The 15533-nt window shown below is 43.3% G+C and carries 12 protein-coding genes; 7 read left to right on the top strand and 5 right to left on the bottom strand.

From position 1 onward, the window contains the following. Window positions 1-38 precede the first annotated feature (38 nt). Window positions 39-1292: a methionine adenosyltransferase gene (metK, locus tag AC13CS_RS10255; RefSeq protein WP_293167830.1), complete on the bottom strand. Its 1254-nt coding sequence runs from the start codon at window positions 1290-1292 to the stop codon at window positions 39-41. A 327-nt stretch (window positions 1293-1619) separates the two neighbouring features. Here metK and AC13CS_RS10250 point away from each other — a divergent pair, with 327 nt between their 5' ends. Next, window positions 1620-2237, top strand: a complete 618-nt coding sequence (locus AC13CS_RS10250; RefSeq protein WP_163625253.1) for a deoxynucleoside kinase — start codon at window positions 1620-1622, stop codon at window positions 2235-2237. Window positions 2238-2338: 101 nt separating this feature from the next. Further along, window positions 2339-3616 (top strand): serine hydrolase domain-containing protein, encoded by a 1278-nt coding sequence (locus AC13CS_RS10245; protein ID WP_293167833.1) that lies wholly within the window; start codon window positions 2339-2341, stop codon window positions 3614-3616. A 335-nt stretch (window positions 3617-3951) separates the two neighbouring features. On the opposite strand, the gene AC13CS_RS10240 is transcribed toward AC13CS_RS10245, so the two are convergent. From AC13CS_RS10240 to AC13CS_RS10225, 4 genes are all read right to left on the bottom strand, one after another. Then, window positions 3952-6354: a sodium-translocating pyrophosphatase gene (locus tag AC13CS_RS10240; protein WP_293167835.1), complete on the bottom strand. Its 2403-nt coding sequence runs from the start codon at window positions 6352-6354 to the stop codon at window positions 3952-3954. Between the two features lie 116 nt (window positions 6355-6470). Beyond that, the gene (locus AC13CS_RS10235; protein ID WP_293167837.1) at window positions 6471-6998 is read right to left on the bottom strand and encodes an inorganic diphosphatase; all 528 of its coding nucleotides are present in this window, start codon (window positions 6996-6998) and stop codon (window positions 6471-6473) included. 76 nt (window positions 6999-7074) lie between these two features. Next, the gene (locus AC13CS_RS10230) at window positions 7075-9570 is read right to left on the bottom strand and encodes a DUF5686 family protein (protein WP_293167839.1); all 2496 of its coding nucleotides are present in this window, start codon (window positions 9568-9570) and stop codon (window positions 7075-7077) included. Window positions 9571-9727: 157 nt separating this feature from the next. Further along, complete coding sequence (locus AC13CS_RS10225) at window positions 9728-10708, bottom strand: pyruvate dehydrogenase complex E1 component subunit beta (RefSeq protein ID WP_163625259.1); 981 nt, start codon at window positions 10706-10708, stop codon at window positions 9728-9730. Between the two features lie 167 nt (window positions 10709-10875). Between AC13CS_RS10225 and AC13CS_RS10220 the strand changes: the two genes are divergently transcribed. The 5 genes from AC13CS_RS10220 (at window position 10876) to AC13CS_RS10200 (ending at window position 15342) form a co-directional block, all read left to right on the top strand. After that, complete coding sequence (locus AC13CS_RS10220) at window positions 10876-11622, top strand: electron transfer flavoprotein subunit beta/FixA family protein (RefSeq protein ID WP_293167842.1); 747 nt, start codon at window positions 10876-10878, stop codon at window positions 11620-11622. Between the two features lie 91 nt (window positions 11623-11713). Next, window positions 11714-12682: an electron transfer flavoprotein subunit alpha/FixB family protein gene (locus tag AC13CS_RS10215; RefSeq protein WP_293167844.1), complete on the top strand. Its 969-nt coding sequence runs from the start codon at window positions 11714-11716 to the stop codon at window positions 12680-12682. A gap of 89 nt (window positions 12683-12771) precedes the next feature. Further along, window positions 12772-13401: a bifunctional nuclease family protein gene (locus tag AC13CS_RS10210; protein WP_163625262.1), complete on the top strand. Its 630-nt coding sequence runs from the start codon at window positions 12772-12774 to the stop codon at window positions 13399-13401. Window positions 13402-13414: 13 nt separating this feature from the next. Further along, window positions 13415-14875, top strand: coding sequence for a nucleoside transporter C-terminal domain-containing protein (locus tag AC13CS_RS10205; protein ID WP_293167848.1), 1461 nt, complete (start codon window positions 13415-13417; stop codon window positions 14873-14875). A gap of 107 nt (window positions 14876-14982) precedes the next feature. Continuing rightward, window positions 14983-15342 carry a four helix bundle protein gene (locus AC13CS_RS10200; protein ID WP_293167850.1) on the top strand — a complete coding sequence of 120 codons (360 nt, stop codon included), beginning with the start codon at window positions 14983-14985 and terminating at the stop codon, window positions 15340-15342. The last annotated feature ends 191 nt before the right edge of the window (window positions 15343-15533 follow it).

Raw genomic sequence — 15533 nt, 5'->3', positions numbered from 1 at the left:
AAGCTCCTCCTACTTTTATTTTAAGTGATGGGTTGGGATTATAACCCAAAGGCTTCTTTCACCTTGTCCACCATATCCAATTTTTCCCAAGTGAACAGTTCCACTTCCTTTTCGATTCTTCCATTGTAAGGAGATTCAAAAACTTTGGTCACAGTTTTTGGTTCTTTGCCCAAATGACCATAAGCAGCCGTTTCCAAGTAAATGGGATTCCGAAGTTTTAAGCGTTCTTCAATGGCAAACGGTCGCATATCGAAGAGTTCGGATGCTTTTTTGGCAATTTCACCATCTGTCATATCCACATGGGAAGAGTTATAGGTATCCACAAAAATAGATGTAGGCTCCACAACTCCAATGGCATAGCTCACCTGTACCAAAATTTCTCCTGCAACACCTGCAGCTACCAAGTTTTTAGCCATGTGCCGGGCAGCGTAGGCCGCACTTCGGTCCACTTTACTTGGATCTTTACCGCTAAAAGCTCCACCTCCGTGGGCACCTTTCCCCCCGTAAGTATCCACAACAATTTTTCTTCCGGTAAGACCAGCATCACCGTGCGGCCCACCAATCACAAACTTTCCAGTTGGGTTAATATGGTATTTAATATTGTCCGTAAACAATTTTTGAATGCTCTCAGGCAATAATTTTTTCACTTCAGGAATCAAGATGTTGATAATATCATTCTTGATTTTGGCCAACATCGCTTCGTCCGAATCAAATTCATCATGCTGAGTGGAAACAACAATGGTATCTATCCGTTGCGGAATGTTGTCATCCGAATACTCAATAGTTACCTGGGCCTTGGCATCAGGACGTAGGTATGGAATGCGTGTTCCCGCTCTTCTTAAATTGGCCAACACCTCCAAAATCTTGTGCGAGATATCCAATGCCAAAGGCATGTAATTCTCAGTCTCCGTGGTAGCATAACCGAACATCATGCCTTGGTCGCCGGCACCCTGTTCTTCTTTAGTGCCACGATCAACCCCTTGGTTGATGTCCTGCGATTGCTCGTGGATCAATGAAATCACCCCACAAGAGTCCCCGCTAAATTTGTACTCGCCTTTGGTGTAACCAATTTTATTGATAACCTCACGTGCAATGCTCTGTAAATCCACATAGGTATGGCTCTTTACCTCGCCGGCCAAAACCACCTGACCCGTGGTCACCAAAGTTTCGCATGCCACTTTGCTCTCGGGGTCAAAGGCCAAAAAATTATCCAGCAGTGCATCACTTATCTGATCCGCAATCTTATCTGGATGTCCCTCACTAACGGATTCTGATGTAAACAAATACGCCATTTCTCTTTTTTAAAATTGAAGATTTGACAAAAAAGTGCGAAGAAGTTCCAAACCCTTGATGAAGAGATGCCAACAGAAGCCGACACGAACTGCTTTAGCATTTTTCGTATACCCAATTAAAGGTGCCGAGGTTGCAATCAGTCAAATCTTTCCTCGTTTTGAAGCGCAAAAGTACGTATTTGGAACATATTTTAAAACTTTGTTTGCCGCTAATGCAAGATCATCCATTTGAACCAGTTTTTTTTCTTCAAGTGGATATACTTTGTATATTGCGATGATTAAAAACTCCCTGATCCATAAACACCAACTTAAAAACACTTACACCCCATGCATATTGCTGTAGCAGGAAATATTGGCGCTGGAAAAACGACTTTAACAAACTTACTTGCAAAACATTATAAATGGGAGGCCCATTTTGAGGATGTAGTGGACAATCCCTATCTGGATGATTTTTACACCCAGATGGAACGTTGGAGCTTTAACCTCCAGATTTACTTTTTGAACAGTAGATACCGTCAAATTTTAAAGATCAGGGAAAGTGGAAAGAGTGTGATCCAAGACCGGACGATTTATGAGGATGCCCACATTTTCGCACCCAACCTGCACGCCATGGGCTTGATGACCAATCGTGATTTTGAAAACTACAAAGGTCTTTTTGAGTTAATGGAGAGCTTGGTGCAACCTCCTGACCTTTTGATTTACTTACGAAGCACCATCCCCAATTTGGTAAACCAGATTCATAAACGTGGTCGTGATTACGAAAACTCCATTTCCATTGATTACCTCAGCCGTTTGAACGAACGCTACGAAGCATGGGTAAACACTTACCAAAAAGGAAAACTGCTCATTTTTGATGTGGACAATTTGGATTTTGTGGATAACCCGGAGGATTTGGGAGAAGTCATCAACCGTATTGACGGGGAAATTCATGGATTGTTCGAATAAGGACTTTTTTACTCGACTACCTTTCCCAATTCTTCTTTGCGGACAAAATATTAGGTATATTTAGATGCTTTTGCACGCTAAACAAACCAATATTAAGTCACATGAAAACAATGCAACCTACCAAATATGCAACTTTACTGTTTGCATTCCTCCTCTTTTTTACCACTAATGCCCAAGAACTCACCAAAGTTTCACCCGAAGAAGTTGGCATGTCTTCCGAACGTTTGGGAATTTTATCCCAAACCTTTCAGGATTATATTGATGGGGATGAATTATCGGGGGCCACAATTCTCGTAGCTCGAAAAGGCAAGGCTGCTTATTTTGAATCTTTCGGGAAAAATGATTTGGAGAACAACATTCCCATGACCAATACTTCCATGTTCAGGATAGCGTCACAGACCAAGGCAATTGTAAGTGTCGGCATCATGATACTTCAGGAACAAGGGAAATTATTGATCACCGACCCAGTCGGCAAGTACATTCCCGCCTTTATGGAGACAACGGTTGCCGTAAGCAAGGATGATGGTTCTTACGACATTGTAAAAGCGAACAGACCCATTACCATCCGAGATTTGTTGACACATACTTCCGGGGTTTCATATGGGCAAGGAATAGCTTCCGACCTCTGGGAAAAAGCAAAAATACAAGGATGGTATTTCGCCGATCGGGATGAACCGATATTGGAAACAGTGACCCGAATGGCCGAATTGCCCTTTGAGTCACAGCCTGGGGAGAAATTTGTTTATGGCTACAACACGGACATTCTAGGCGCATTGATTGAAGTTGTGTCAGGAAAAACTTTGGATGTTTTTTTACAAGAAAACATTCTTGGTCCATTGGGCATGACCGATACTCATTTTTACCTACCCGAAGCCAAAAAAGAACGCTTGGCCGTAGTGTATTCCCCCTCGGAAAATGGTTTGGAACGTGCGCCCAATCCCGGGGGCATGGTTGGGCAAGGTGCTTACGTGGAAGGTCCTCGAAAGAGTTTTTCCGGTGGAGCGGGACTATTGAGCACCTCTATGGACTACGCCAAATTCTTGCAGATGATGCTCAACAAAGGAACTTTTAACGGAAAACGTATTATTTCTCCCAAAACAGTTGAACTTATGACGGTAAATCACCTGGGCAAAGCAAGCTTTCCCTGGGCGGGAGGGACTGGTTTCGGCTTAGGGTTTTCGGTAGTTGAGGATTTGGGAGATAGGGGCACTCCAGGATCCGTTGGTGAATATGGGTGGGGCGGCGCCTATCATTCTTCCTATTGGGTAGACCCAAAAGAAGAATTGGTCGTGGTTTATTTCACCCAATTGATTCCCTCGGGAGATATTGATGATCATGGAAAATTAAGGGCCTTGATCTATCAGGCATTGGTGGACTAAAATAACTTTTTCCATTTCCCTTATCAGACTAAGAAACAGCACACACAATTTATGCATATAAAATGCTTGTTATCAGGTTTCCCTATATCAGTTCGAGCGCCCGCCTACCGGACTAGCAGGCAGTCGAGAACTCTTTGAACGTCAAAAAAGGCTTCGACTTTAGTTTCTCCTGAGCGAAGCCGAAAGGCTCAGCATGACACTTTTTAGGTTATTTTTTACATGTAAATATCTACTGATCTCTATAAACTAATACATCTTGATTCCGCTCAATGGTGGCAGCATAAAAAAACCACGCCAATTGACGTGGTTTTTCCAGCTTTGCTATAAAGCGCGAGCTAATCCTTTGCCTCGGCACTCTTATATGCTTGTATCTTTTTTTCAAGTTCTTCTTTGGTGTCCGCCATAAGCTCTTTGGTTTCTTCCACTACTTCCCCATTAACATTTGAGGAAGAAGTCACAACAGCTTTGTAAGCTCCGTCTTCAGTATTGCTTACCTCCACTCGGATTTGTTTTTCCACTGCTTTGGTTTCTTTCATGCCCTCTTCTGTAATGGTGATCATAGTACCATCCGCCTTCATCATACCTACCTCATCCGCAGGAGCAAGACTAACCAAACTAGGAGCGATCACCAAGGCCACAACTGACATCAATTTAAGTAAAATATTCAAGGAAGGACCCGAAGTATCCTTAAAAGGATCACCAACGGTATCCCCTACAACGGCTGCCTTATGTGCATCGCTACCCTTGCGACCTTCACTTTCTATGGTCTTTTTGGCATTGTCCCAAGCACCTCCAGCATTGGATTGAAATATGGCCATAAGCACCCCTGCGGTAGTTACGCCGGCCAAAAGTCCACCCAACATCTCAGCTCCACCAATAAAACCTACGGCAACCGGTACGGCGATCGCCAACAATCCCGGCAATACCATTTCTTTAATGGATGCCTGTGTTGAAATGGCCACACATTTTTGATATTCTGCTTTACCATCGGCCGCTTCAAAAATCTCCATATCCTCTTTACTGGCTTTGGAAAGGTCTGAATCATATTTGCGCATAACGGCCAAGGCGGCTTTCAATTCAGGTATATCCTTAAACTGACGGCGCACTTCCTCAATCATGGACATGGCAGCTCTACCTACGGCATTCATGGAAAGCGCGGAGAACACAAACGGAAGCATACCTCCCACCAAGAGTCCCGCCATAATATCAGGCTGAGACACATCAATGGATGTAACCCCGGCTGTTTTCATAAAGGCTGCGAAAAGTGCAAGCGCTGTCAATGCAGCAGACGCTATGGCAAAACCTTTACCAATGGCAGCCGTTGTATTTCCAACTGCGTCCAATTTATCGGTCCTTTCACGGACTTCCCCAGGTAGTTCTGCCATTTCCGCAATACCTCCTGCATTATCCGAGATAGGTCCATAAGCATCAACTGCAAGCTGAATACCCGTGTTGGCCAACATCCCTACGGCCGCAATCGCAATTCCGTAAAGGCCAGCGAAGTAGTGAGATACCAAAATCGCTGCGGCAATCAAAATAATTGGGATGGCCGTGGACATCATTCCCACACCAAGACCTGCAATAATATTCGTTGCAGATCCTGTTTCGGATTGACGCACTATGGAGTTAACGGGTTTTTTGCCTGTTCCTGTATAGTATTCGGTAACCTTACCTACCAAAAGTCCGGCAACAAGTCCAGCGATGGTCGCCCAGAAAACGCCCATAGCCGTAAACTCTTTCCCGCCTTCTACCCAAGATTCGGGCAACATGGCGTTGATGATGAAATAAGAGGCAATCAACATTAAACCAGCTGATCCAAATTCTCCCACATTTAATGCGGTTTGCGGGTTTCCGCCATCTTTCACCCGAACAAAGAATGTCCCAATGATCGACATTATAATTCCTACGGCAGCCAAAGCCAACGGCAAATACACCGCGCCAAGGCCATCAAAAGCAGCTTGAAATTCCGGCAATCCAGCAAAAACAGCACCCAAAACCATAGTACCGATTATGGAACCCACGTAAGACTCAAAAAGGTCGGCACCCATTCCGGCCACATCCCCAACATTATCCCCTACGTTATCCGCAATGGTTGCAGGGTTCAATGGGTGATCTTCAGGTATTCCTGCTTCCACTTTACCTACCAAATCGGCCCCAACATCGGCAGCTTTGGTGTAAATACCCCCGCCTACACGGGCAAAAAGTGCTATGGAAGATGCGCCAAGGGAGAAACCGGAGAGTACATTTAAAATCTCGGCAAGTTCCCAGCCTTGTCCGCTGTAAATCATAAACAGACCGCTCAATCCCAAAACACCAAGTCCTACCACACCAAGCCCCATAACAGCTCCACCGGCAAACGCCACTTCAAGGGCCTTGCCAAGGGAGGTTCTTGCAGCATTGGTGGTTCTTACATTGGCCTTGGTCGCGACTTTCATACCGATAAATCCGGCCAAAGCGGAACAGATGGCCCCTACAATAAAGGAAACGGCCACCATACCGTTGGAGCCTGTTTCGTTGCTTCCCTTGAAGAAGAGCAAAACGGCCACACAGACCACAAAGATGCTCAGTATTTTATACTCGGCCTTTAAGAATGACATTGCTCCATCGGCAATGTTCTTTGCAATCCTTGCCATTTTCTCGTCCCCGACCTCTTGTTTTGAAATCCATACATTCTTGATGAATACATACAGGAGGGCCAAGACACCGAATACAGGCAAAAATTTTACGATTAAATCCATAGGTTAGATTATTTAGAAATTTTTAATGCCAGCTAATGTAGTAAAATACGAAGTAATAAAAAAAATGCGCCTTTAATTATTAAAAGCGCATTTTTTTAAAGTGATTGTTATGTTATCTATATGGTGAAAGCCCTTTGTTTTTTAAGTTCGCTTTCTTCGTAACGTTTAACGCATTCGTGATAGATTTGCACGGCCTCGTTAACGTCTCCCCATCCTCCGGTATCTACCTTCTTCTCTTCCAAATCTTTATATACTTGAAAGAAATGTTCGATTTCCTTTAACCGATGTGGGTTCAATTCACTTATATCATCTCTTTTGCTCCATATTGGGTCGGAAACCGGAACACAGATAATTTTTTCATCCGGACCTTTTTCATCGGTCATGTGAAAAACCCCAACTGGCTTTACTTCCACAACCACCATCGGATAGGTTGGCTCGGTGCAAAGCACCAATACATCCAACGGGTCGCCATCCAAGGCCAAGGTTTCAGGAATAAACCCATAATCGCCCGGATACATCATTGAGGAAAATAAGGTTCGATCAAATCGAATTTTGTTGAGGGTAAAATCGTATTCGTACTTGTTTCTGCTACCTTTGGGTATTTCTACCAGTACATCAAAGGTAATACGTGGTTTTTTAGACATGTTAGTGATAAATTTATTGTGCAAAAATAACCAGTATAACTGGAATAGGGCGTATAAATTGGCTGTTTCGTGAGAATTAAAAGCTAAATCCGAAAGTTCCCGTTATTCCAAATGCCCTTGCATCTGGATTATCGAGGTAGTTTCCTCTAAAGTTAAAGTCAATCCGAAGTATTTTAAAAATGTTACCCACACCAAGTGAATATTCCCAATACATTTGGTCCTCTGGAGCCATTAAAGGAATATTGGTCGGGGCACTCAAAGCTATGTTTTCTTCGGACAATTGCCCCCAAGCACCTCGGAGCCCTACAATTTCCCTAAGGTTGAGCTTACGCAATAATGGAATACGCGAGAATAATCTACCATTGAAGTTGTGTTCCAAGTGCACCGTAGCATAGGTATCGGTAACAAACTCGTAGAAATCCAGATTGGGGAATACATTGTACAGTGAAAATAGCGTCTGGTTACCCGGGATTACACTCAACAGACCCAAAGGCACTTCCCCAAAGGTTTTTCCAAGTTCCACGCTACTGGTCAACCTGCCAAAACCTCCTATTTGCCATGGCTGTTGGTAAGAGAATTGGATTTTCTCATAATCAAAATCACTTTCCAAAAATCCATCCACACCTTTGGTGTATTTTAAAACCAGGGTGCTGTAATCGTCATTGATGCTAGAGCGTTCCACTCCGTAACCAATGGTACGCTTGCCTGGTGTATAGATCAAGGTAGTGTTAAGGTCGAACTGTTTTATTTCGGATGAAATGCCCGTGGGTGAAGCCGGGTCCACGTAATCCAGACTAAATGCGTCGGGTAAAGCAGAGCTCAAGGTCCTAAAGGAACCGCCCACATTTATCTTGAAGTTTTTAACGGGCTCCATCTCCACGTTCAGGGTAGATAGATTAATGTTCGTTAAACGGTCGTTGGAACCCACGGTTACCAAGGAGGATGAAGCTATACTTCTTCCCATTACATCATTGGTACTGGTAAGACTAAGCCCCAATTGCTCAATGTCCCTTCGATTTCCTCCGGATATAATGAGCCGGTTTTTTCTATCGAGCAAAAACTTGCCCGAAAACCCGTGCTTAAATTTCTTATCATCAAAACCATAGGCCATGTACCCTTCCAAACGCCACATATCATTCTGTCCAAAATAGGTCCGTGCACCGGCCCGCATACGAATACCTTCGGCATCGTTATAACCAAAGGTGCTGTATATATCACCAATATCTATGTTCCATTTATCTATTTCGATATATCCAGAACCCAAAATACTTACGATATCGTAGTATGTTCTGAACTTGGGAACGGTTTTTAAGGTATCCAGCAGTTTAAAGATTCCCGACTCGTCCTCGTTCAAACTTTCCAAACGGGCATTTTTCCAGAAAATACTATCCTGCGAGAAAACCCTTGGATCGTACGGGTCGGCAACTGCCTTGTAAAAATCTTCGGAACGTGGGTTATCAAAATTATAATTATCAAAAACCGTGGTACGCTTGCCATACACCCCCCGTGATTCCTCTTTTTTTGAAAAGCTAAAATCACTCAGCATGTAATCCCGCTTCAAGAGAAAAACCGAATCGCTGACCACCTCAAAATCCTGCTCTATATAAATTTCCTTTACCCAGTTGATGTTGGCACTTTTGGTGACCTGCATGTTAATTTTTTTGATGGCAAAGGTGGTATCGTTCACCCAAAAGTCTCCTTTAAAGGTGAGTTCGTTCTTACGCCTCGGGTAATAAATAATATTATAGCACCATTTATTGTCAATAAAGGTACTGTCGGACAACACGTAATTGTACACATCAACTCCGGTTTTGGACAATGGGCTGGTAAAGCTTTTATCAAAAAATTTGAGATAGTTATCGTAAATGTCGTAGTCGGAGTATAAATCCTCCACAAATGCCGTTATGGCCTGATTACCACTAAAACCTGAGCTTTTATTTCCCAAAACATCTTCTTTCTCCCTATCCATTACATTATCGCCATAGACTTTGGAAAAAGTTTCGTTGAGGAACATGGGCAAATAGGTTTTTCCCGTGATTCGGGATGTATCCAAGTCCTCGAACATAAATTCCAGCCCTTTGAAGAGTTTACTTTTGATCAAGGCACTGTCGATGGTATTGAGGTCAAACTCAATTTTTTCATATTTATCGTACTGGTACTGTTTGTACTTGCGTACCCCATTTTCCCGTTTTTTAGCCCAAATTTTACGCAGAATATCTATTGCTGGGTTATTTTTTTTGGATTGTTTCCCTGTATACACGATTACCTCCTGAAGCTGCTCCGCAGATTCTGTAAGTATGATCTCCATGCCATAGTTCACCTTTTGTTCCAAGGGAATTTCCTTGGTCTCGTAACCAATGAATGATACCTTGATGGCATCATAGGTTTCGTCGGACTCCATATAAAAGCGACCATTATCATTGGTAATGGTTCCTTCGGATGAGTTTGCGAAAATTATGTTGGCAAAGGCAATGGGCATGCCAGCATCGTCAGTAACAACGCCTTCAATCTTGGTTTGTGCGGTAACGCAGGTAATAAAAATCAGAAAAAAAACGGAAAAGAATCTTTTCATAGGCAGATATAAGGGACAACGGAGAAAAGCATTAGAGCCTATCCCCATTTAACTTAGGTCAAATTTGGTTCAAAGTAATTTCTAATCAAAAAAATATTCCCTAAAAAAAAGCCCCGTCAACAAAGTTGACAGGGCTAATATACCTTAAAATATGATTCTACAGCTTATATAACACTTTCTTAACAGCCTTTATCACATCTTCGTGGTTGGGCAACCACTCAGCCAAAAGCACTGGAGAATAAGGTGCAGGAGTATCTGCAGTGTTCAATTTTACGATAGGGGCATCCAAATAATCGAATGCTTTGTCCTGAACGTGATAGATAATTTCGGTAGCCACATTGCCAAAGGGCCATGCTTCTTCCAAGATTACCATCCTGTTGGTTTTCTTTACGGATTTAAGAATGGTATCGTGGTCCATGGGACGCACTGTCCTTAAATCTATAATTTCACAACTGATACCTTCTTTTTCCAATTCATCAGCAGCTTTGTAAGCTTCTTTGATGATTTTTCCAAAGGAAACAATCGTCACGTCGGTACCTTCCCTTTTAATATCCGCAACACCTAAAGGCGTTGTATACTCCCCTTCGGGCACCTCTCCTTTATCGCCATACATTTGCTCCGATTCCATAAAAATCACGGGGTCATCATCGCGAATGGCAGCCTTCAACAATCCCTTGGCATCGGCTGGGTTCGATGGAACCACAACCTTAAGCCCAGGAGTATTGGCATACCAACTTTCAAAAGCTTGGGAGTGTGTGGCCCCCAACTGTCCCGCAGAAGCCGTTGGCCCCCTAAATACGATCGGGCAATTGAACTGCCCTCCGGACATTTGTCGGATTTTGGCAGCGTTGTTTATGATTTGGTCAATTCCCACTAAGGAAAAGTTGAATGTCATAAATTCTATAATGGGCCTGTTGCCGTTCATTGCAGAACCAACACCGATACCGGCAAAACCAAGTTCTGAAATCGGGGTATCGATTACCCGCTCCGGTCCGAATTCATCCAACATGCCCTTGGAAGCCTTATAAGCACCGTTATATTCGGCCACTTCCTCGCCCATCAAATAAATGGTATCATCCCTTCGCATTTCTTCGGACATAGCCTCAGCTATCGCCTCCCTAAACTGTAATGTTTTCATTAAATCGTACTAAATATTTGTAGTCTGCTTAAAAACGCAAGCAAAAATAGCAAAAACTACCCGAAATTTGCTTGGAGAAAATCCAAAAAAAGAACAAAATTTATTATGCATGCATAATAAATTTAAGATTTTATACCTATATTTGAATCGATAAACCTTAAGTATATATGAAGATTTTAGTTTGCATAAGCAACGTACCGGATACAACTTCCAAAATCAATTTTACGGAAGGCGATACCAAGTTTGACACAAACGGGGTTCAATTTGTTATTAATCCTAATGACGAGTTTGGGCTTACCCGAGCCATGTGGTTTAAGGAAAAGCAAGGTGCAACGGTTCATGTGGCCAATGTTGGCGGGGCCCAAACCGAGCCTACCATTAGAAAAGCTTTGGCCATTGGTGCCGACGAAGCCATTCGGGTCAATGCCGAACCAACCGATGGTTTTTTTGTGGCCCAGCAGTTGGCCGAAGTGGTTAAAAATGGGGAATACGACCTAATTATTGCCGGTAGGGAATCCATTGACTATAACGGTGGTATGGTTCCTGGAATACTCGCCACTTTGTTGGATATAAACTTTGTGAACACATGTATAGGTTTGGAAATTGAAGGAAATACCGCAACCGCAATTCGCGAAATTGATGGAGGCAAGGAAAAAATAAGCACTTCCCTCCCATTGGTTATCGGTGGACAAAAAGGACTGGTTGAGGAAAGTGATCTTCGTATTCCCAATATGAGAGGTATTATGATGGCACGTAAAAAAGCATTGAACGTGGTTGAACCCGTAGATGCCTCACAACCTACACAAGACCAAAAATTTGAAAAACCTGCTGCCAAAGGACCCGTTAAATTGGTCGATGCCGGTAATGTGGGGGAATTGGTCGAACTGCTGCACAACGAAGCTAAAGTGATTTAAATAAAATCCGAAAAACCCTGCCTGCCGCTGGCGGGCCAGTTCCAAAAATATCTTGGAATTTGGGGTTTGAATATTGAAATTTCAAAAAATTATGTCAGTACTAGTATATACAGAATCCCTCAAGGGAAAATTCAAAAAAAATGCCTTCGAAGTGGCCTCTTACGCACATAAAGTGGCCCAGGATTTAGGCACAACCGTAACAGCGGTCTCTTTTAATGCCGAGGACGATGCCTCATTGGGAACCTACGGGGTTTCCAAAGTTTTGAAGGTATCGGACGATTCCTTGGCTACCTTCAATGCCAAAGCCTATGCTGATGTATTGGCCCAGGCTGCAAAAGCGGAAGATACCAAAGTAATTATATTGAGTTCCAGCGCGGACAGTAAATTTTTGGCTCCTATCCTAACCGCGAAATTGACCGCAGGATATGTACCCAACGTAGTGGCCGCACCCGAAAGCACTTCACCTTTTATAGTAAAACGAACCGCTTTCAGTAACAAAGGGTTTGCCTTGACAGAGATTTCGTCAGATATAAAGATTATAGGTGTTTCCAGCAACGCTTTTGGAGTTGTTGAAAACAATGTATCTGCTTCGGTGGAAGATTTTGGCCCATCCTTGGGCGACAACGCCTTTGCCGTTAAATCGGTAGAAGTGGATCGTGTGGTCGGAAAAGCGACCATCGCCGATGCCGATATCGTTGTCTCAGGAGGTCGCGGACTCAAAGGACCTGAAAATTGGGGCATGATAGAAGAATTGGCCGATGTTTTGGGGGCTGCCACAGCATGCTCCAAACCAGTTTCGGATATGGGGTGGCGTCCGCACAGCGAGCACGTTGGCCAAACAGGTAAGCCGGTTGCGAGCAATCTGTACATTGCCATCGGAATTTCCGGAGCCATTCAGCATTTGGCAGGTATCAACGCTTCCAAGGTAAAAGTGGTCATCAACAACGACCCAGAAGCACCTTTCTTTAAGGCAGCGGATTACGGAATAGTCGGGGATGCCTTCGAGGTAGTGCCCGAACTCATCGAAAAATTAAAAGAATTTAAAGCCCAAAACGCTTAAATTTTGTTAATTTGCCCATTGCAAGGGGCTGTTCAGATAACTGGTAAAGCCACTTATTTGAACGGCCCTTTTGCTTTAGGAGGAGATATATGAGTTTAGTACGATTAAAAATAAAGGGAATATCATACAGCCAAACACAAAATGGCGCGTACGCCCTTATTTTAAATGAAGAAGAGGGAGACCGAAAACTCCCCATTGTTATTGGCGCATTTGAAGCACAGTCCATTGCCATTGCATTGGAAAAAGAGATAAAACCACCCAGACCCTTGACCCACGACTTGTTTAAAAACTTTGCGGACAGATTTCAGATTGTGGTCAAGCAGGTGATTATCCACAAATTGGTGGATGGCGTTTTTTATTCCAGTATTATTTGCGAGCGTGATAACAATGAGGAAATCATCGACGCCCGGACCAGCGATGCCATTGCGCTTGCACTCAGGTTTAACGCTCCTATTTTTACTTACAAGACCATTTTGGACAAAGCTGGAATCTTCCTAAAATTCTCTTCCAAAGAAAAAGAGGAGGGTGAGGACGATAGCATTATGGTCGATGAAATCCTTCAAGAAGGGGAAGCAGTAGAGATCGAATCTGGTTCCGACACCCATGGATACAGAGAAATGTCCCTTCAAGAACTCCATAAAGAATTAGATAAGGCAGTAGCCAGCGAAGACTACGAAAAGGCTGCCAAATTGAGGGATGAAATTTCCAAGCGCAAATAAACCATCAACGTACATGGCGAAAAAGACCCAAAGTTTACTGATACTTTTATTCCTTTGTTCGGTCGCTTTCGGCCAAAATTCGTTGCCCGCAGATTCACTTAACATTGCCATTGGCTCCACTATTACAGATAGCGTAGCCCAACAGGAAGCCACAGAAATCATACCCAACCAAGGGTTTACCATTACCACTTTGTTGCGTGGTGCTTTGGGTATGGCAGCGCTCATCTTTATTTCATTTTTGTTCAGTTCCAACCGAAAAGCCATTAATTGGAAAACGGTGGGCATAGGCCTATCCCTTCAAATATTGATAGCCATTGGGGTCCTCAAGGTTCGTTTTATACAATATTTGTTTGATCAAGTCGGAAGCATTTTTGTAAACATTTTGGACTTTACCCGGGCAGGTAGCCAGTTCTTGTTCGAAGGGCTCGTCGTGGACATGGACACCTTCGGTTATATTTTCGCCTTTCAGGTATTGCCTACCATCATATTTTTCTCGGCCCTAACCTCTGTTCTTTATTACTTGGGAGTGATTCAGGTTGTGGTAAAATGGATGGCATGGCTGCTTTCAAAAAGTTTGGGCATTTCTGGAGCGGAAAGCCTTTCCGTGGCAGGTAACATTTTTTTGGGTCAGACCGAGGCCCCATTGCTCATCAAGGCTTACTTGGAAAAAATGAACAAGTCCGAAATCCTTTTGGTGATGATTGGTGGAATGGCTACCGTGGCCGGAGCCGTTTTGGCCGCATACATTGGATTTTTGGGCGGTGATGACCCCGAACTACGCTTGGTATTCGCCAAGCACCTTTTGGCCGCATCGGTAATGGCTGCACCCGGCGCCATTGTCATTTCAAAAATATTATATCCCCAAACGGAAAAAGTAAATACCGATGTTGAGGTTTCCTCCGAAAAAATTGGTGCAAATATCTTGGATGCCATTGCCAACGGAACTACTGAAGGCTTAAAGCTCGCCTTGAACGTTGGGGCCATGCTCTTGGTTTTTGTGGCCTTTATTGCCATGATCAACGGTATTTTGGGTTGGGTCGGTGATATAACCACCTTTAATAATTGGATTGCCGCCAATTCCCCTTATACAGAATTTTCATTGGAAGCCATTCTAGGAACCGTTTTTGCCCCACTTATGTGGTTGATAGGGGTCGCCAACGAAGATATTATGCTCATGGGGCAGTTGCTTGGAATAAAATTGGCTGCAAGTGAGTTTGTGGGGTACATTCAATTGGCCGACCTTAAAAATGTGGCGAGCGGCGTGCATTTCACCTACAACAAATCCGTGATTATGGCCACGTATATGCTCTGTGGTTTTGCAAACTTCGCATCCATCGGCATTCAAATTGGTGGTATTGGCTCTTTGGCCCCGGGTCAGCGTAAGGTGTTATCCTCTTTTGGAATGAAGGCTGTTTTGGGCGGGTCGTTAGCTTCTTTATTGTCCGCTACCATTGCCGGGATGATTTTAGGATAGATAGGTGAAAGGCAAAAGGGAGAAAGGGAGAAAGGGCAAAGGTCTTTAAAAGAATCAGAAAAATTAAAACATAGAATTCAACCTCTGAATTTTTAAAATAGATAGTTATGAGAAATTTTAGAGAGTTGAACGTCTGGAAAGACGGACGAATTTTAGTGAAAGAAGTTTACACGCTTACCAAGTTCTTACCAGATTCCGAACGATTTGGTTTGATACCCCAGGTACAGAGAAGTGCAATTTCCATTCCTGCGAACATTGCGGAAGGCTGCGGCAAAGATTCTGAGAAGGATTTTGTCCGATTTCTTCAAATTAGTCTTGGATCAGCCTACGAATTGGAAACCCACTTAATTCTTTGTGAAGATTTAGAATTTCTTACTCCTGAAAGAGCAGAATCCACTATCAAAAACATTCAGAAACTCCAAAAAGGAATAGCGTCCCTGATCAAATACATAAAGTCAAGCCATTAGCCATATACCAACCCTTAACCCAAAGTCTTTTACCCTTCAACCTCTTTCAGTTAATAAACTTTTCATAAGTCTTTTGGATTTTAGTTTCAAAAACCTACCCATTAGAGTAATTTCGATGGATTGATTTTTTGTCACATCGGGCTGTCACCCTGAGCGCAGTCGAAGGGGTAGTCGAGATATCTTGGATTTCT

It is taken from the genome of Flagellimonas sp. B-3, from assembly GCF_056857835.1.
The sequence above is the reverse complement of the archived record's forward strand: the minus strand, read 5'-3'. Positions and strand labels throughout refer to the sequence as shown.